Annotated in this window: 9 protein-coding genes; 1 reads left to right on the forward strand and 8 read right to left on the reverse strand. The window is 68.6% G+C overall.

Annotated features, from left to right (window positions below; all coding sequences use genetic code 11):
* Nucleotides 1-786 precede the first annotated feature (786 nt).
* From STRTU_RS03680 to STRTU_RS03715, 8 genes are all read right to left on the reverse strand, one after another.
* Nucleotides 787-4,992, reverse strand: coding sequence for a caspase family protein (locus STRTU_RS03680; RefSeq protein ID WP_159742212.1), 4,206 nt, complete (start codon nt 4,990-4,992; stop codon nt 787-789).
* Complete coding sequence (locus STRTU_RS03685) at nt 4,989-5,912, reverse strand: alpha/beta hydrolase family protein (RefSeq protein ID WP_159742213.1); 924 nt, start codon at nt 5,910-5,912, stop codon at nt 4,989-4,991. The genes STRTU_RS03680 and STRTU_RS03685 overlap by 4 nt, the downstream gene beginning before the upstream one ends.
* 481 nt (nt 5,913-6,393) lie before the next feature.
* Nucleotides 6,394-7,599, reverse strand: coding sequence for a M48 family metalloprotease (locus STRTU_RS03690; protein ID WP_246240094.1), 1,206 nt, complete (start codon nt 7,597-7,599; stop codon nt 6,394-6,396).
* 70 nt (nt 7,600-7,669) lie between these two features.
* Nucleotides 7,670-8,176 (reverse strand): Pycsar system effector family protein, encoded by a 507-nt coding sequence (locus STRTU_RS03695; protein WP_159742214.1) that lies wholly within the window; start codon nt 8,174-8,176, stop codon nt 7,670-7,672.
* Complete coding sequence (locus STRTU_RS03700; protein WP_159742215.1) at nt 8,173-9,294, reverse strand: PE-PGRS family protein; 1,122 nt, start codon at nt 9,292-9,294, stop codon at nt 8,173-8,175. The genes STRTU_RS03695 and STRTU_RS03700 overlap by 4 nt, the downstream gene beginning before the upstream one ends.
* Before the next feature lie 70 nt (nt 9,295-9,364).
* Complete coding sequence (locus STRTU_RS03705; RefSeq protein WP_159742216.1) at nt 9,365-11,470, reverse strand: hypothetical protein; 2,106 nt, start codon at nt 11,468-11,470, stop codon at nt 9,365-9,367.
* Nucleotides 11,467-12,324 carry a hypothetical protein gene (locus tag STRTU_RS03710; RefSeq protein WP_159742217.1) on the reverse strand — a complete coding sequence of 286 codons (858 nt, stop codon included), beginning with the start codon at nt 12,322-12,324 and terminating at the stop codon, nt 11,467-11,469. The genes STRTU_RS03705 and STRTU_RS03710 overlap by 4 nt, the downstream gene beginning before the upstream one ends.
* A gap of 130 nt (nt 12,325-12,454) precedes the next feature.
* Nucleotides 12,455-13,150, reverse strand: a complete 696-nt coding sequence (locus STRTU_RS03715) for a Crp/Fnr family transcriptional regulator (RefSeq protein ID WP_159742218.1) — start codon at nt 13,148-13,150, stop codon at nt 12,455-12,457.
* Between the two features lie 1,210 nt (nt 13,151-14,360).
* Between STRTU_RS03715 and STRTU_RS03720 the strand changes: the two genes are divergently transcribed.
* Entirely contained in the window at nt 14,361-19,880 is a 5,520-nt protein-coding gene (locus STRTU_RS03720) for a DEAD/DEAH box helicase (protein ID WP_308789356.1), read from the forward strand.
* Nucleotide 19,881: the final 1 nt, after the last annotated feature.

Raw genomic sequence — 19,881 nt, forward strand, 5'->3', positions numbered from 1 at the left:
GCGGGCTCGGCGGGAACAGCTGCGGGCGGACCTGACCGCGGCGGTGCAGCTCCAGCACGACCGAGCGGCCGCGGACCGGGCCCGGCGCGCGATCGAACGGGCCATGGACCAGTCCTGACTGGATACCCGCGGGTGAGCCCGGCCGCTGCGGAACGGGCAGTGTGGTCGGCGTGGCAGGCCCGGCACGATCGGATTCGTCGCACGCGACGGCACGAGATGAAGGAAGATGCCGCGCTAGTGGTCGGGGCCCTGCGGGCGATGGAAGCCAAGCAGGATTCTGAGGCGGACACCGGGCAGGTCTTCGGGGACTCGTTCAGCCCAGGAAGCTCAGCCGCACCTTCCGGTTCGGGTTGTCGACGTTGGTGTCCGCGAAACTCCGTTAGGACAACCGTCAGGATAGCCCGTGGCCGGGTCAGATATCCGTGACTTCAGCGCTCCATCCAACGTGCACGAGGAGTACAAGGAGCCCCTCTACGCTGCCCCCACTCTCTTGGCACATGGTATGGACCGTTCGTTCTTCCAGTGGTGACGGCCGAGCCTGAATTACTCCCAGGCCTGGGTCCCTGGGTCCCTGGGTCCGGCGTGGCATCCTCCCGAGGCACGACACCGCCGGAGTCGACTCTGAGCCGCTCACGGCGCTAGAGCTGGTCAATGCGTGTGTTCCCGCTCGCCGCCAGCACGCCTTGCCAGCCACTGCCAGATGACGGCTGGACATCGCGATCTGTGTGCTGCTGTCGGCCCTGGCGTACAGGCCAGCTCAGCGCGCAGCCTGACGTGCCGTGTGCCTCAGCGCTCCAGGACGATCACTTCGTACCCGGCGCCGACGACGAGCTCACCGCCAGGGGCAAAGGCGATGGCACCGGGTTCGACGGGCATTCGGATCTCATGCAGGAGCGTGCCGCTGCCGAGGTGCCAGATATCTACGGTCCAGCGGTTGGCGGTGACGGCCACCGGCACCCCATCCAGCAGGCCGAGCTCCACATCAGACACCCAACCGTCACCGAGCCGGTGACGCAGCTGCCGGGTTCGCAGATCCCACACCTGGGCGCCGTTCTGGGCAGTGGCCGCCAAGACCACTGGGGCATCTCTGTCAGTGCCGCAGACCAGGGCATTGATCTGATCGTTAAGGCCCCTCAAGTCGCCCACCGGCCTCCAGTCTGTAAGGTCCCAAAGTCCTGTACGGCGCTCGCCTCGCCCAGGCTCCGCGATCACACCCAAAGGTCGTCCGTCGACAAGAGCCCAGGCCGCGGCAAGGCCAGAGCGGAAGCCGAAGTCGAACTTGATGGTCCTGCTGATCTGCAGGGTTTCCAAGTTCCAGATGCTAACCCCACCCGACTCCCTGCGGGTGCCTTCCTGGGCAAGCAAGGCGACCGGACCACCTTCAAGGTGCCCGCAGGTCAGCAACTGCCAATTCGAGTAACTTGCCTCAACCTTCCCGGTCTCCGACCCGTCCACGAGATTCCACACTCGTGCAGTGCCGTCCCAGCCGCTGGTCACGGCGACTGGTGCGCCGGAGACAGTTGAGCAGGCGACTCTGTCCACCCATTCGGCATGTCCTTCGAGGCACTGCAGCGCCCTTCCGGAGGCCACGTCCCATACTCGTGCGGTGTGATCGTCGCTCGCCGATACCACGACGGCGGCTCCGTCCAGCACGGTGCACGTGACCTCCCGCACGCTGCTGGAATGGCTCGGAGGTTCAACCACCTCGGCTTGCTCCTCCAGACTCCACAGTCGAACGGATCCGCTACTGGTGGAGCTGGCGGCCACCGGTCGACCGTTCACGCTCGTTATCACGATGGAACGCACCCAGTCCGTATGGCCGTTCAGTCGCGCAAGCAACCGGCCCCTCGGTCGTTCCCTCAGCTCCATCGAGCCGTCCCCGTAGCCCACCACCATGACTGCGCGGCCTTCGAGTTCGGTGAACGCGATAGCCGAGATCCAACCCGAGCCGACGTGGCAGGAAGAGATGACGGTGTCCGTTACCGGGTCACGGAACTGAAGCTCCCCCTGGCGGGAGCCGAGGGACACGCACTCTCGGGCGCTCTGGACGACACTCGCCACCGCCTCGCAGTCCTCAGTGTCGCGGAGGTGGTCCCACTCCCCGGAGTCAAGGTTCCAACGTCGCAGCGGGCCGGACGGCAAGCCGACGAGAGCAGTGGCCACCCCCTGCGTCTCCTGGCAGAGGACTGGAAGGCGGTAACTGCCTGCGTCGGACGTCCTAGGGAGGGTTCGTCTGATCTTGCCGGACATCAGCTCCCGAACCCAGGCCGAGCCGTCCGGGGCACAGCCGACGATCAGCGCCCCGTCGTGGCCCTTGGTGCACGCCAGCCCCGCTACGGCCGTCGCGACCATCTGTTTGTCAACCTTGTGGGCGGTCTCGGCTTCGCTCTGGAGCACGAACCTCCGGACTTCGGTGGTACGTTCGAGGTCCCAGACGCGCACGGTTCCGTCGTCGGATGCGGTCACGACGAGCGTGGTGCCATCCACCTCCATGCAGTCCATTGCCGACACCGTGCGCGTATGCCCGTCCAGGGTGGCCACACAGCTCTGCTGCGCCGGATCCCAGATCTGCACAGTTCCCCCTCTCTGTGCGCTGAGCACGACCGGCTTTCCCTTCCGTTCTGCCGCGACCAGCGGATCGCTGGATGTCGAGCTCAGTTCTCCCCGAAACAGGATGCTCGTCTGGGACCCGGTCGCCCACCGCGGTGCCCACTCCAGCCTTCGTCCCAGTCTCCTGCGGTACTCCTCCAGCCGGTACCGGGTCGCGTCCACTGCCATCACCTGGGCTCGTTCGTGGACGCGCAGACGCTGGTAGAGGTGGGCCGAAGTCCGGTACATCACGCGGACGCGCTGGGCCTCTCCGCCCCGTACGCCGTCCATCGCGGCGAGCAACCCACCCGGTTCCGCATGCACCAGAAACCACGGGTCCTGCAGTAGGCGTTCGAGATCCCCCGAGGCTGCTGCGTGGCCTGCCAAGTGGGCATGGACGTACGGGTGCGCGCGGTCCCAGTCCGGACCGTCGCCGTCGGCCCGGACTGGGACCGAGGCAATCAGCTCGGCCGTCATCCGGCGCTGGTCTTCGCGGCTGCGTCGCGGATGACGCAAGTGCTCGGCCAGCGCCTCGTGATACAGCCGGAACACCGACCGATCCACACCGGCCGGCACTTCTACCACGTACGCACCCGCCTGCCGCCACAGCCAGTCCACGTCGTCGTTGGTGCACTTCTCGCCAGACAGGGCCTCCGCCAGCGGAGCCCATAGCGAATCCCACGGCAGACCAGGGCCCTCCGCGTATGCCAGGGGTCGCAGCAGTCGTCGTACCCGCTCCTCGTCCTCACCGTACCGCGCCAGATAAGCGTCGAATGCCTGTCCAACTTCCGAGGGCAGTTCCTCCTCCCATCCCGGGCGCGACAAGTCTGGGGTCAGGTCCCCATGCAGCAGGGCCCGTACGGTCATCCGGGCGACCAGGAAGGAGCGGCCCGCCTGCCGAGCCACCGCGGCCGCCACGGCCTCCTGGTCCGCCTCCGCCAGCCCGTTAGGCATCCCGGCCAACGTGCGCCGCGCGTACTGCTCGATGTCGTCGCGGCCGGCGTAGGTGTCGGCGTCCAGGTCGATGACCTCAACGGCCCGCCCCAACTCGGGGATCATCGTTCGCCGTGTACCGATCAGCAGACGCAAGTTGTGCAGGACGGACATCGGTCGAAGCAACTCACGGGCGATACGCTGTGGTTCCCGCCCTCCGACACCCGTACCCGCCTCCTCCAGTGCGTCAATCAATACAGTCCGCTGGGGACCCTTGTACTCGGCGAGCTGAGACAGCAGCTGGGGCGGGCTGTCCGCCTCCACCTCCAGTGCGGTGGCGAGCCGGGCGGTGAGCCTTTCCAGAGTGATGCCGTGAGCATGCACGGAGACGGTCACCGAACCAGGCGGGGGCAGCAGGTGCGCAGGCGCTTCCAAGTGGTCTGGGCGGGCCAGCTCGAGCAGTCGCCCCAGGACGGCCGACTTGCCGGACCCCGGATCCCCGGTCACCACCCGTGCCCGGGCATCGTGGAAAGGGTCACGCAGCCAGCCCGCCAGCGTGGCCAGGGCCTGCAGACGCCCGGTGAACCAGTCGCCCGGCTCACTCGCATACTCCACTCCGCGGCCCCGCGGACCAAAATGCGCGGTCCACTCCTTCCGCGACTCCACGTCCATCGCGTCGTCAGGTAGGTCAGGTCGGTACTTCGGGTTCGGCAGGAACGGCGGGACCGCCCGGCCGGACATCACGTGATAGCTGGCGCACTGGTCCTGGCGGTGCTCCCGGAAATGGTCGTTGACCTGGTCGGTCACCGTGGGGATGTCCAGATACCGCTGTCGCATCCCGGCTGTACCCGCGCGTACCGCAGTCTCCAGAGCGGTCACGAAGGCATGGTCGTACGCGAGCTCACGAGAGCGAGCCGAGGCCACCAACCACAGCCCGTCGGCACCCGGGGGCCGGTAGTCCACCAGCTGGCCGGTGACGTTCGCGATCTCGGCCGCACCCAGTTCGGCGTGACAAGTGTCGATCAGCAGCAGGACGTGCCCGACCTGGGTGTCGGCCAACAGGTCCGCGAGTTCACGAGAGGCAAGGGTGGTGCTCACGCGGTCGTGGCGGCTGTTGCGGCAGGTGAGCCGGTGAGAGCGCCCATCGCGCAGGCCATGCCCCGCGTAGTACACGACGAGCACGTCCTCCTTGCAGCGCTCGTCCGCCTTGAGCCAGTCCTCCAGACCAGCGCGCACCTGCTGAGCATCGGGTGCACCCGCGAGCTCCGGTAGGATCTCTGCGTACCCGAGGGACGAGAAGAGAGCCGTGACCCGCTGCAGGTCCTCGGGCACGCCGGGCAGTTCTTCGAGCAGCAGGTCGGCCGTGAACGTGCCAGTGCCGAAGGCGAAGACGTACCGGTTGAGCCCGTCAGCGGCTGGGCCTTTCGGTGCGCCTGCTGCAGAAGGCTCCGCCAGCGGTTCGTGTGTCACCAGGCCAGCCCCGTGGCGATCGCCGTCCCAGTCTCCACCGCCGTTAGGTAGGCGCGCATGCTGTGCATCTCGGAGCCGTTGTCCACGGGCAGGTCCACGACCTCCGGCCCGAACCGGGGCGCGAGTTCGCGGACAAGGGCGACGACGTCACCGCTGTCTGCCAGGTTGGTCCAGTGCTTGACGGGTGCCGGCCAAAGCCCCAAACCGCCCTGCTGCGGTGCGGGCTGCAGGCGGTCGAAGACTAGCCCGGCCAGACCCAGCGGGGAGCCGAGGGTGATCAAGGTCAGCGGCGTCCGCTCCGGCCGGAGGGCGCACAGGGCCTCGTACGCGACCACCGAGCCCAGTGAATGACCCACGACCACCCGAGTCTCCGGCCTGATCAGCTCTTCGACCCGAGCCCGTACAGCCTCACGCAGTTTCGGCTCGGTGAAGTAGCGGCGCACCTGCTTGAGGTCCGAGATGAGCAGCCGGTCGGAGACAGCACCAAAGAATCGGGTGCGGGTGAGGGCATGCAGGGCGCGACGAACCCGATCCACGGCCAGAGGGCGGGAGGCAATACGGCCGACGGCGCCCCTGGCAGCGGGACCGGGGCCCATACCGTCCGGCCATCCGATGTCCGGTCCGGCAATACGGGGATCCAGCCGAGCCGCCTCGCGCCACCAGGTCTCCAGCAACACGGCCTCGAACCCGGGCTCCACGTCCTCCGCCCGATAATACGGCTCGCCGCGCGTGCCGGGCTGCCGGTAGAGGTCCCCGTATCCGGCGCAAACGATGTCGCCGTCCATCAGCCGTCCGAGTGTGGGATCGCGGCGCAGCGCGAGTTCGACTCCTCCGCGCAGCGCTGGCTCCACTTCTGCCAGCAGGGTCTCGGCAGTGTCGAGTTGCCGACCCACCCCGTGCACCACGACAACCCGGCTCATAGTCCCCCTTGTGCGCCCGTGCTCCTGTCACGAGGATAGTCGGAGGCAGCGCTGGGGGGATGACCTCTTCCCCTCTACGACACCCACCACCATGCTGTCACCGCGGCGGCAACGGCGTGCCATGATCAGCGACTTCAGACCAAGGTCACGCCGGTAGTGCCCGGATGGTGTTGGCACCTCACGCCAGATCCCCGCAGGTGTGCCCCTTCATGACATGGGCTATGCGAGCATCTCTGGGTCAGCTCTTCTACGGCTACGGCGCTCCGCGAATCGTTTGGTGCGGCCGGACTTCGCCCCTACAGTCCCGTTGACGCGGTGCCCTAACCCAGGAAGCTCAACCGGACCCTACGGTCCGTGTTGCTCGTGTTCGTATCCGCGAAACTCCGTTAAAACAACCACTACATGTACCTCACACACGTATCCTGAGCAACACCGGGTCGAGTGACGGCGGCCCGGGCCCGGGATGCGACTTGCGGCAGACTCATCGTTGCTTTAGATACGGCGCGAGGTGGTGCAGGCGCGTGTGGTAGTCGGGGTGCGAGGACAGGAGCTTTCCCAAGAGGCCCTGTCTGCGGCCACGAGCTGGGGTTCTCGTGCCCATCGCAGCCGTTTTGCCGCACCCGGACAGGGCGGAAGCCGTCACGGATCCACATTCCCGATCCGCCGCCTGCATCATGTGCAACACCTCGGCGAGCGTCGGCCCGAAGCCGGCCGTTGCCGCATGGTGATCCGCACGTAATTCGGCCCGGCGGGTCACGGCGGCGAGCAGATACGGGGCAGCGACCAGCGTCAGAGTGACGTACCAGTACTCCAGCGCGACCAGCAGGACGGCGGCACCCGCCACCAGAAGCAGCACTGCCGCCCAGAAGCCCATGCGCCCATGCCCGGTGACGGTGATGGTGACAAGCCGGATCAGCTTGCGCACAACAGCCCACACCAGACGTCCCGGAACCGCATACCACTGCCCCAGGAGCGAGGACCATGCATGGCCGCGGACGTGGTGCCCCAGTTCATGAGCGAGTACCGCGGCCAGCTGGCCATCGGACAGACGCTCCAGCGAAAACCGGGTAACGCCCACGATGTGGCCTGCCGCGGCCAGGGCGTTCAGATGATCGCTGTCCTCGATCCACAGCTCGTATGCGCGGCCCTCGACACCCGTCCGTGCGGTCACTGCCCGCCACAGTGGTTCCAGCTGGCTCAGTTCTCGTGGGGTGGGGTGACGAAGGTTCAGCAGATGGCGGGCAAGGGCTCTCTCCGTGGGCCGGTGAAACGCCATGGCACCCGAAGCGAGCCAGAGCAAGCCCCCCAGCCATCCCATGTCAGGGAGCAGGAGCTGAGAGAGCACTGCGACGATCACCAGGCTTGCAAGGAACGAGGGCAACTGCAACAGCAGTTGGACCACGGCCGTCACATCGATGCTCCGCTGGCGCTTGGCGAGATGCACACGCCCACGGTGGCCGAAATCCTCGTGCGGCTCACGTTTCCCGGGGCCGGGACCGGAGTGGTCCTCCGGCCCGCCGCCATGGCGAGCGGCATCGTATTGCGTCGTGCTGCCCGGGTACGGCGGCGGGGGCGGGATCATCTCGTTCGGACAGTGCGGGGACGGATAGGTCACAGCAGCCGGATAGACCGGAGGATCGGGCACGGACGTGCGGCCGACGTGGGCCGGATCGGGAGGAGTGGCCATGGGAGCTTCCTGTCTGGGCGTACGGACCGGATCGTGACGATGCGGTAAGAAACGCACCGGTGACGTGCGTTCAGCGGATGAGTTGCGCGATGGCCAGAAGCACCACTCCCGCGGAATAGGCGGCGAGGCCTGTCCGGATCCACCAGTGCTTGGCACCGACGATGCGGCTGTTCTGGGCCAGCGCCTCAAGTACCCCATCGGCCTGGTTTGCCTCGGTGACGGCGAGGGCCTCTGCGAGCCGACCGCCCTTCGTGGCACGGCGGATGTCGTCGAAGTACGTCAACGGCCGCCCCGGAGACCACCGGCTGGTGCCGTACCGGGGCAGGACGGCGAGGAGCAGGCACCCCAGTGCCCCGGCCAGAGCGGCCATGGCTACCCACAACAGCACGCTCCTGGGGACGGAGAGCCCCGATAAAGACCATCCGTGGGCCGCGACCAGGCCACCGAGCAGACTCACGGTCATGCTCATGACCCCTAGAAGCAGAGACGCCTTACTGTCCGCACGGGCCGTCTCGGATCGCAGCTCCGCTAGCAGGCGGGCTCCCACGGACGGGATCTCCGTCCCACTGCTGCTCATCGCTCCTCCTCGGCGCTGTTGGCGGACGCACCGTCCCGCTGCTTGTGGGAGTGCACCGGGGTGCCGGTGGGCCCTGCCCAGGGCAGGGAGTCCGGTGCAGGAGGAGCAGAAGCGATACCGGGCAGGTTGCGGGCGAGGAGCCCCTCCAGGATCTCCACGGCCTGTTTGTTCATGCCCGCACGCTGGTAGTCCTCCGGATGGCCTTCCTTCAACACCTGAAGGGCGACCTCTGACTGACTTCGGATCAGGGCCAGTTGGTCCCTCTGCAGGTTTTCCATCACCAACCGGGAATCCTCCGGATGCTGCGCCAGGTGCAGGGCCCACATCGCCACGCCGCCGTGCTGGAGGTAGCTCTGGTAGTAGCGGACCTTCTCCGCTTCCAACTGCCGCGCTTCCTCATCCTGGCGACCCTGCAGCATGACCAGTTCGTGATCGTGCTGGGCCCGCTCCACATCCCGCTCCGCCCTGAGCCGGTCCTCCCGCATTTCCAAGTCGTGTGACATGCCCAGCTGTTCGTCGGTGTACCGGATTCGGCGCAGCTCCCGCTGGTGGGCAATCGCCGCGTCGTCCAGCCTGAGCCGCACGGCATACGACGTGTGCAGCCCGGCTTCGTCTCCCAACTCGCCCACCCTGGCGAGCACCTGGTACACGGCGCGTTCGGCATCCGCACTCCGGTCGATCGGAAAGCCACGGCTGACCGGGTACATCAGCTGCTCCAGCCGGCGCTTCAGGAGAGCGGGCACGTTCCGCTCTCCGCTGGCCACGAACTTTTGCGGCCGGGAGACCTGCCAGGTCAGCTCTACCTCGGCGGTGAAGTCGAAGGCGTCGTTGTCGCTTGGCAGCAACAGCGACACGGTGCAGGTGTGCACCCCCATGTCGACTTCGTAGACAGCGGTGTACCGCCTGGTGGCGAACAGAGGGCGCGTCGGCCGATGAGGTGGCAGGTAAACATCGAACTCCCCTTTGTCCGTGGTGAAGACCAGCGCATTGTCGATTCGGCTGTGCCCCTTGCGGTGGTCGAACCGGGACAACTGGCGAACGGTCAACACCGGGTCGACCAGCTCACTGTGCCGGTTCGCTCCCTGGTCCCAGTCGGGCTCGCGGCGGATGTCCACCATGGTTCATCTCTCCTCACTCAGTGGTGATCCGGAATTTCGCGGCCCGTGGCCGCAGACGAGAGGCGGCGCCTTACAGCACGGCCATCAGACGATGGGCCACCGCGGGCGGGCCGCCCCCTCGCCGGTCGCGCAGTGTCCCGAGCATGTGGTCGAGGCGCTTACGGTCCTCAGCGGAGCCGACAAACGTCGGAAGCAGCATCGCCAGTTCCCCCTCGGCCTGCGGATCGCCGTCCGCCTCAAGGACCCATCCGGCCAGGGCCTTCAAGGCATCGGCTGTGTACCGCAGATCACCCAAGGCGGTCTGCCAGAGCAGGGACAGCCACCGTGCGTCCTCGGTCGGACCCGTTGAGGCAGCCTCCGCGTGCCACCGCAACAACAGTCGGCTGTCGGCGTGCGCGCAGGCCAGGACAAACGCGTGCAGCGTGAGGCAACGGCCGGAAGGCCCGTCCCGGAGGAGTTCGACCAGGTCGCGTAGCACCCGGCTGCGCACCGATGCCGATTCGTCGCTCAGCAGCAGCGCGACGGACTCGGCGATGTGCTGCGCCTCCTGTTCGTCATCCCCGGTGCGAGCGGCTTTCGCCAACGCCTGCAGCGCTTCGTCGGGCATCCTCGGGCCCACCAGGGCGTAGGCCCGGATGGCTGTCCAGCGAAGCCGTGGTCCGGCCTCCTCCTCGCACCAGGAACGCAGGATCGGCGGGATGTTCGGGGCGCCGACGGCGTGCGCCGTCGCGAGGGCGTTGGCGGCGACGAGGCAGTCGCGGTAGAGCTTCGACTTCGCCCAGCCCTCGATGAGCAGGGCCATCGCCGACGGCAAGTCAGTCTGGGCGAGCACCGCGGCGGTCACTGCCGCGCGGGTACGCACCAGCGGCCGGCCGTCCTGTGCGAGCTTCCGGAGCCACGCGAGCAGAGCAGGCCGCGCGGAGGGGTGGCTCGTCCAGACCTCGCGGAGGACCTCGACCGAGGCTCGGGGCTCCTGGAAGCGGGCCACGCGCTGGCGCACGGGTCCCCACTCGGTGTGTTCCTCCTTCCAGTACTCGACAGCTCGGGCCAAGCGCAGGCGTTTGGTGATGGACGTCCCGAAGATACCGACCTGGGGTTCCCTCCCGGCGTCCTCCGTTCTCTGGAACTCCGCGTACAGGGTGTCGCTGAGCTCCGCGGTCAGGGCGTAGGCGGCCTCGTCGAACGCTGCCAGGGAGATGAGGAACGCCTTGTCCCGGAGCTGGGTTTCGTCGCCCCCGAACCATTCCCGGACCTGCTCCCGGACGAGTCTCGGGCCGACGCTCGCCAGTTCCTCCCGAGTGGTCGTGCCGTCCGCGTGTGCGGCCAGTGCCTTCGCGAACGCCGCCGCCTCCCGCAGCTGGTGGTCGCCCCGGCCGAGGAACTCCTGGGAGAGTTCCAGAGCCAGCAGCTCGCGCTCCCTCCGCGGGTCGTCCACCAGGGCGTGCAGGTGTGACCGGAGCACAGCCTGGGGCGACGGCGGCACCCATGGGACGGGGTCGACGCCCCGCAGGGTCGCGAACAGGTCGACGGTGATGACCAGATAGGCGTCCTTCTCCTCTAGGGCGTCCCTCAGGGCCCACAGGTCGATATCGCGCAGTGGGTTCTCCCTGCCCGTCACCAGGTCGCTCACGAGGTAGCCGTGCGAATCGCTGTTCACCTCGTCCTTCAGCGCGGTCGGCGGGGTGTTGGGGTCGACGGCGCGTACGGGCACGGCGTCCATGGAGCGCAGCAGCATCAGGGCAGCGCTGCGGCGGCCGGTGAAGGGCGCGCCGTACAGCACGAGTACCCGCTTCTCGCGCAGCTGGTCGCGCAGGGGGTGCACGAGCTCCTCGTACCCGGCGAACTCCCTAGTCAGTTGGTCGAGTTCGGACGAGGGGATGTCTCCGGAGGTGTGGGTGGCGGCGCCGAAACGGTAGTGGTGCTCCACCTTCGTGCCGAGAACGACGTCGCCTCCGACGCTGCCCCCGCTGACCCCGGTCTGATCGCCGCCGACCAGGCTGCCGCTGACCGAGGCCGGTACGTGCTCGTACAGCTCACGCCGCGCCGCCCACGGGTCCTGCGGGCGGTCGTCCTCCGCCTCGGTGTGCTCGTCGTTGCTCTGCTCCTGTGGGTCGGCCGCCGGGTCGGTGTCGCCCTGGGAGCGATCCGCCTGCTTGTCACCAGGCTGCTCGCTCATGCCTGCTCGCTCCGGCCCTCGTGCCGGACAGAGCCCATGACCACGTCCCTGGTGACGTGGCCACCGCTGACCCCGGTCTGATCGCCGTTGACCTGGCTGCCGCCGACCGACACGGTCCCGCCGTTGAACGCGAATGCTGCCCCGGTGCTCGCAGGCACCGAGACAGGCGCCGCGGGAGCCTGCCCGGCGGCATCGTTGGGCGCACCCCCGCCGCCGAGCCCGGCGGGCGCGGGTCCCGGGGCAGGGACGGTAGTGACATGCGGGAGCGGACCGTGCAGCCACAGGTCGAGCCGGTCCTTCTTCACGGCCACCGCGGCGTGGTAGAACTCCTCCGGGCGCAGTCCGCGGTGTCCGTGGCGGACCACTCCTTCGTAGACGGGGGACGACACCCCCAGCACACAGTCCGCGTCCCGCTGCGCGAGCCCTTCGCGCAGGGCGTCGGCATCGAGCAGCCGGCAGGACTGGTTGAGGTCGTGGCCGACGAGCCCGCCGACCGTGCCCTGCTTCGGGTCGAAGGCGACCTCCCCCGCGGCCAGTACCATCCGCAGCCGCATCTGGGCACTGCTCGATGCCAACCGGTTGTACTGGCACAACGCGTCCGGGGTGGTCGTCAACAGGGCCCGGAGGAGCACAGTTTTCGGGATGTCGGCGCTGACCAGCACGATCAGGCCGTCCCCGCGGTCCTCGCGGTACTGCATGTTCCTCTCGACACCCGCCTCGGCCAGGGTGTCCTCCACCACGTTGTGCAGTTCCCGGCGCAGGCAGGCCTGCACCACATCGCCCCGTCGGCTGAAGTCCTCGATGTCCAGCAGCAGAATGGTGCGGTTGACGGGTTCTGTCAGGGCCAGAGTCATAGGTGCCTCTCGGACGGTCGGGCTCGGTCCGGAGCACTATCTCGTAGGGGTCTGACAGTGGAGAAGGAACAGCTGCACACAGCGTCTGTAGCCGATGTCACACAACTCGCCCCGACTGCGGAGCCGTCGGCTATTCGCCGCCCCCAATCCGGCGCAGCAGGTCCGGGCGGACGATGACCAGTCCTCTGCGGCTGGTGCGCACGATGTCGCGTTCCCGCAGCTCTTTCAGAAGCCTGGCCACCGCCTCGCGGGAGGCTCCGACCGCGCCTGCCAGCTCGTGCTGGCTGAGACCGGTGGTCAGGCGCACCCCCTCCGCATCCTGCACCCCGTGTGTGCGCGACAGCTCCAGGATCAGGAGCGACAACCGCTCACGAACGCCGAGCGCTCCTTGCTCCACGCGTCGCCGGTCGCTGGCCTGTGTCCGGTCCCCAATGAGGCTGAGCAGTTGGAGGGCAGTAGCCGGGAACTCCGCGAGATGGTCCAGGAATCTGCCACGCTCTATCGTGACGGCCTCGACCCTTCCGAGTGCGGCGACCGTCGCCGAGCGCGAGCGGCCGCTGACTGCGGAGGCCTCACCAACGATATCGCCCGGCCCCCGCAGGGCGAGCAGAGCTTCGTAGCCGTTGGCCGCGGAGTGGATGACCTTGGTCCAGCCGGCGAGGATGACCATCACGTGGGTGGACGGTTCGTCCTGATGCACCAGGACGGACCGCGGGCTGTACTTCATGGGCCGGCCCAGCTCCAGCAGCGCGACCCGCTCCTGGTGCTCCAACCGGGCCAGGAACGGAACTTGGTCGTCGAGCCTGCTGGCTCGTGACGGCGTCATGGGCTTGGACTCCGCGGGGACGGCCGCTGGTCCCGGCTGCCCCGACACAGGGTTGACCACGCCGTCGGTATCCACCCGCACTCCCCCAAAGCCGCTCCACTCCACGGTACTTCAGCGAAGTCTTCCTTTCACACCCTGCGCATCCTGCCTATGGCACACGAACCAGCGCGCCCCAGTTGCGCGCGTCCTCCTGGCGCCGGCAAAGACCTACACGCAGGCAGGTAGGACACTGTCGGCGCCGACCCCACCGAGCAGACTGACACGGCGAACGTCCGGCCCCCAGCCGTGGCTCCCGAGAGCGCACGAGAGCCGGTACCCGGACCAGACCCTGCAAGGAATGACCTGCCCAAGGTCAGCCCAGGAAACTCAGCCGCACCTTTCGGTCCGGATTGTCACCGTTCGTATCCGCCAACCTCCGTTAAGGCAACCCCAGGCTAACGGGATTACCCCCCCACCCAGCGACAATGCTTGGCCACACCCTCCTGGGATGACCACGGCGGCGGCAGCACCTGTGAGGTCGCAGCAAACCGCCCCTGCCTGGTTGGGCTGGCAGCCCGGCACCCTCCTTGGCATCTTCACGCCCACCGCGAGAGGAGCACGGCCAGAATCGTGCGCGGAAGCAACCAGTGTTCGCATGATCTGCGGACTACTCCGAGGCCTTACTCAATGGCTGGCAGGCCCCCAGGCCTGGCAGCCAATCGAGCAGGCGCGCGGCATCGCACACCAACGGGCACAGAGCTCAAGGGAGAGAAGGCGCCCCACATCATGTTGGGAAGGTTCGACGAATCACTGGTCGCCCCGGGCGCAAGTGTGATCAACTTAACACTCAGCCAGGGCGAGGGGGCGAGGGGTGTCAGAGGCGTTGGTGCACCGGTTGGCCGAACTCCTTCGAGTTCGCGGTGCGATGGACTCGGATTCCCTGTTACGGGCTGCCCGCGAGTTCTGGCCCGGAGTAAGCCGCCAGCGTCTGGCGCAACTGGTCCGCGCCGCCGAGGGCCTGGGAGCCGTGAGGACGTGTCACGGGGTAGTTGAGGCATGTGCGGTGGCCGGCATCGCGGACGCGGAGAAGGGGGACCAGCGCAAGCCTGGGGTATTGCGAGCGGTGGTGTTGGATGTCGAGGCCGCGGTCCGTGCCAGTGCCCAACATCCTGGTGGGGAGCGTCGGATTTACCAGCTCGGTGCAGTGAGGCTGTCCGCTGATGCGAGATGGGTGGACGAGGCTCCGGAGTTCGAGGGCTGGCTGCGACTGCCGGACCCGAAGTGGGAAGCCCTGATCCGCGGTGTGGACGCCTCGACCCGGTACCACCAAGAAGCCCGGGCCGCCAGTGATGTATTGGGAGATTTCCGTGAGTGGCTCGGGGACGCGGACATTCTGGTGGCTTTCAACGGCGCGGTCGCGGACTTCAGGTGGCTCGACGCCGAGTGCTCACGAGCGGAGCTTCCCGCTGTCGACGGAGTGCTGCGGGTGGACGCTCTGTACCTGGCGCAGGCGGTGTGGCCGTGGTTGGACTCCTACCGGCTGGGAGACGTGGCCGTGTCCGCGGGAACGGCAGTGCAGGCCGGGCGGCTGCATGACGCTGTGACGGACGCCCGTGTGACCGCACTGGTCGTCAAGGCAGCAGTGCGGGAGATGGTCGGCTGGTCTGATTCGTGGTGGCGACTCGTGACATCCGTCGGAGCGGGATCCGCAGCGTGGGCGCTGGTGGCGTCGCTGATGGACCGGAAGCCGGGCGGGACCGTGGACGACGAGAGCGTCGCGGAGTTGCTGGCGGAGGCAGTACGCGAATGGGGCGAGCCCGTGCGCTCGCCGGACGGGGAGAGTCCAGGCTTGGCTGCTCTCCCGCTTCCAGCTCAACTGCTGGGACCTGATGGGCGGGTAGATCCGCATCGGCTCGCGCTAGCCGTCGCAGCGGGGAGGGATGTGGAGTGGCGACCGGCGCAGCAAGAGATGGCGAGATGGCTCGGCGGGCAGGTCGACGCTGGGCGGGACGGGATGTGCGAGGCGCCGACGGGGACGGGGAAGAGTCTGGCAGTGCTCGGGGTGGCTTTGGACTGGCTGGCGGCCGAACCCGGCCGGCGGGTGGTCGTCTCAACGTTCACACGCCAGTTGCAGGAGCAATTAGCGGGAGATGTGTTGGCCCTGGCACGCGTGGTGCCAGGCCTGGAGTCGCTCGCCGCTGTAGTCAAGGGTCAGCGTAACCGCGTGTCGTTGCGGGCCTTGGTGGCTGCGCTGGTAGACGCGGCCGAGGCGGCTGGCGGGGGGCGGGCTCGACGGACCCGCTTCGTCGGCGACGTGGTATTCCGTGAGGTGCTGGTGTGGTTCCTACGCCGTCTGACGACCGCACGAGGGCGAGCGCAGATGTGGTCGGCACGCAGCGTGGACATACAGGATCTACCGGCGTTCCTCGTCGAGTACGTGCAGGCCGCGTCCGGCGGGGTGCTGCCACTGTGGCTGGCGAGCGTGAGCCAGGAAGCGGAGGACTACCGCCGTGGTTCGGATTCGCCGCTCGCCCCGTGGACGGACTCGGTGGGCGAGGCTGTCGCGGGCCATCGACTGGTGATCGCGAATCATGCCTTACTCCAGGTGCAGGCTGGTGCCTTCGACCGTTCCACCCTGCTGGTGGCCGATGAGGCACACGCGCTGGAACAAGCGGTGACCGTGGCGTCGACGGCACAGGTCGACATCCGCGCGGTGGAGAACCTGTTCGCGGACGCAGAGCGGTGGGTCCCTGATTTCCGGCGCGCCGACGCCTCGGAGTTCTCGAAGCTGCTGCGGGAGGGGCAGCGGCTACTGGAGACCGAGGCGATGCCGCGTGCGGCACAAGGGGTATTCGATGCGGTGGGCGGCGAACCGGGGCGCCGCGTGGCGACATTGGCGAGTCCGTACGGGGGGCTGGTCACGGTGGCCGGTGCCCGTCAGCTGCTGGAGCGGCTTGAGCGGTTGGGCAGCTGGGCTCAGGCGGCGGGCCGGGAGCTGGCCCGGCTGACGGGTCTGCCGGAGGTACGGCAAGCGCCGTGGTGGGAGCGTGAACGTGTCGCGCTGCTCGTGGCGCGCGTGGGGCTGCTGGCGCAGGAGGCCGCGACGGTGGTGGCGGATGCCCGCGATGTGCTCGGGACGTCTCCGGATGAGGCGGACACCGCGGATGAGGTGGATGCGGATGACGATGAGGATCTGGAGTGGGACGAGGAGCCTCCGGAGAGTGTGCAGGATCTGGGGGAGGAACCATTGCAGCAGGCTCTTCGTGGCCTGACGGCGGCGGCGGCGAACCGGGTGGTTTTCGCAAGCGAGGGCGGGGAGGTGACCGCTGCGGTGGTAGCGCGCCGCTATCCCTTCTCGGTGTCCTCCGCGCCGATCGAGCTGAGCGCGGATCCGCAGTGGCGTCGGGTCCGTAACAGCTTCGGCCGAATCATGTATGTGTCGGCGACGCTCCAGGTCGCGGGATCCTGGGCGTTCGTCCGGCAGCGTCTGGGGTTGGGCAGCGAGGTGGACGCGTGCGCGCTGCCGAGTCCTTTCGACGCCTCCCGGCAGGCCCGGCTGCTGTGTTTCGCAGACTTTCCCAGCTGGGCCGAGCACCCGCAGGCTGCCTACCGTACGGTCGCGCACCAGCTGGCGGGGTACGCGCGTCAGGTCGTCCGTGAACGGCACGGGGCCTTCGAGCACGGGGCGCTGGTACTGACGACGTCAACGGCGGCCGCGGAGGCGGTTTCGGAGCGGCTACTGGAACAGCTCGCCGTGGACGGAGCTTCGCTGCCGGTGGCCGTGGCGCCGCTGCTGGGCAATGCGCGTGCCGTGAGGGAGTTCCGTGACCTGGGCGGCTTCTGCGTGGCCACGCGTGGGATGTGGCAGGGGGTCGATTTCCCGGCGCGTCGGCTGAGCTTGGTGTGGATCAACAAGCTGCCGTTCGCGCCGTTCGCGGACCCGGTGATCGCCGCTCGGCGCGCGGCGGCCGCGGAGCGGGCGAGGGCTGCCGGGGCGGCCGACCCCGAGGCAACCGCGACGCGTGAGTACTACCTGCCGCTGGCGGCGATGGATCTGCGCCAGGCGGTGGGACGGCTGCTGCGCTCGGTGGATCACCGTGGCGTCGTGGTGATCAGTGACCGCAAACTCGCCGGTGGGACCGCGCTGCGCCGGGCCTACCGCCGGGTCTTCCTGGAGTCGCTGGACCCGGGACTGCTCAATGCCGACCCGCTCACAGGCGAGCCGGCGGGTGGGAACGTCGTGACGATGGCACAGGGCTGGGAGACCATCTGGCGATTTCTGGCAGAGCAGGGCCGTCTCGACGCGCCGCGCGCCCGCGAGTTGTGCACACCGCGGGCGCTGGAAGAGCACACAGTCCTGCCTGCCACGCTCAAGATCCGCAAGGCGGAGCTCAGTGTCCAGGAGGTGGCGCGGGCCCGCAAGGACGGGACGCTCGCCTCGCTGCTGGTCGAGCGGTGCGAGGCGGTCGCCGGATACCTGCGCTTCAAGGATGGCCCGCTGGCGTTGAAACCCGAGCAGCGGGCGGTGGTCCGCGCGGTGGGCGAGAACCGGGACGTGCTCGCGCTGCTGCCCACGGGGTTTGGGAAGTCGTTCACTTTCCAGTTGCCGGCGTTGGTGCTCCCGGGGGTGACTGTGGTGGTCTCACCGTTGGTGGCGCTGATGGCCGACCAGGCGCTGGAGCTGTCGTCGGCGGTCGGGGGCGCGGTGCGGGCGCTGGTCGGCCCCATGACGGAGTCGAACAGCCGCGGAGGGAAGACCGAGGTCGCCGAGCAGCTCCGCGGTCGCCCGCACGGCATCAAGCTGGTGTATGTGTCCCCGGAACGGCTCGCGGACCGCCGTTTCGCAGATCTGCTGCGGGAGGCCGCGCGAACCGGCGTGCTGGAGCGGGTCGCGGTGGACGAAGCGCACACGTTCGTGCAGTGGGGCGACGACTTCCGTCCGAGTTTCCGCCGGGTGGAGGTGTTGCTCGGGGAGCTGAGAGAGCAGTTCGGGGTGCGGGTGACGGCGGTGACCGCGACGGCGAACCGACAGGTGCGAGCCGGGCTTCGGGAGGGTCTGTTCGGTCTGGATGGCGCTGCGGCGGACGAAGAGGCTCTGGTGACGGTGCAAGCGTCGCCGCTCCGTCCCGAGCTGGCGGTATACCGGCGGGCGATGCGGGCCGGCGGCCCGCAGTCAATCGCCGGGCTCGCCGAGCGGGTCGCCGAAGCGTGCGAGGACCATGCGATCTTCTACTGCCTGACGGTGAAGGAGGTCGAGGCGCTCTACGCCCATCTGCGCGAGTTCGCGGTCCAGGGCAGTCAGCGCGTGCGGCGTTTCCACGGGCGGCTGTCGGAGGCAGAGAAGGCCGCGGTGCTGACGGAGTTCCGGGAGGCGCCGGGCCGCGGTGAGGACGGGTACGCACCGCTGTTGATCGTCGCAACAAGCGCATTCGGGCTGGGGGTGAACCGGCAAGACATCCGCTGTGTGTTCGTGGTGTCGCCGCCCACGGATCTGTCCGCCCTCTACCAACAACTCGGACGCGCAGGCCGGGACCAGGCCGGGCGGGCGCAGAGCGAGGTCGACGCGCCGTCGGCCGGTCTGGCGCTGGGGACGGGCCGTGGGCTGCGGACCGTGGCCTGGCTGGCGGCGCAGGGTCTCTCCCTCGACGTCCTGCGCCGGCTGGGCCACTCGGTTCTGAGAGCCGGTGAGTTGGGGGTCCTCGACGCGGAGAGGATCGCAGCCGACTGCATGGCTGCCGATCTCCAGGAGGGGCTACTCCCCGCCCAGCAGGCACAGCAGGCCTCGGTGTGGGACACGTACCGCACCTCCGTGGTGCGGGCGCTGGCCGTCCTGGCCTCGCTGGACGCGCTCACCGACCTGGGGGATTTCCCCGAGCGCGTCCGAATCACGCCGATACCCGGCGTCAGGCCGCTGTCCGACCCCGAGTGGGGCCCGGCTGCGGCCGTCGTCGGCGCGCTCGCCGAGCGGCGGCCCGGAACCCACCAGGTGACCGACGTGTACGCACTCCTCCGGGACAGCGGCACGGAAGCGGCCGTGCCCGACCCCGCTGCCGCATGGACCACGCTGGCCGTCCTGCACGATCTTGGCGTGGTCGATGTCTCTCAGGCCGGCAACCGGCGCACCCTGACCGCGGTGCGGGTGACCGATGGCACTCCCTTCCCGGACGCCTTCGACGCGCGCATGCGCGCCGCCCGGGATCGCGCCCGCCAGGACCTGGCTGACCTGCGCGACTGGTACGACACCACCGAATGCGCGACCGCGGCGTTCCACGTCTACTTCACCGACACCCCGCTCGGTCGCGCCGGTCACGTGTGCGCGACCCCGGCGACCCGCTGCTCAGCCTGCTGGGACACCCACATGTCGGCCGAGACGACACCGCGGTTGCTGCGCGCCCTGAACACCCCGCGGCCACGGCCAGCGGTGCACCGCGACAGCGAACCGTACCGACGCGCGACCGACCAGTGGGTCTACGCCTTGCTCTGGGACAACTACCGAGGACTGGCACCGACGATGATCCGCCGGGTGCTGCGCGGCGAAGAGACCTATCTGTCCCGCCGGGACGGCGTCCGCAGACCGCTGTGGCCGCGCCTGCTGTACCACCGTCTGCGCGGCGTGGATCCCGGGATCCGGTCCACAGACGTGACCGCGGCGCTGCAACGCCTTCACGGCACCGGCCAGGTGCTGCCCACCGAGGACGGGGCCCTGTGGCGGCTACGCCGATACGCCGAGCGCCCCCGGCAGGAGGTGTGAA

Origin of the sequence: Streptomyces tubercidicus (genome assembly GCF_027497495.1) — a bacterium.
In the GTDB taxonomy this organism is placed as follows: domain Bacteria; phylum Actinomycetota; class Actinomycetes; order Streptomycetales; family Streptomycetaceae; genus Streptomyces; species Streptomyces tubercidicus.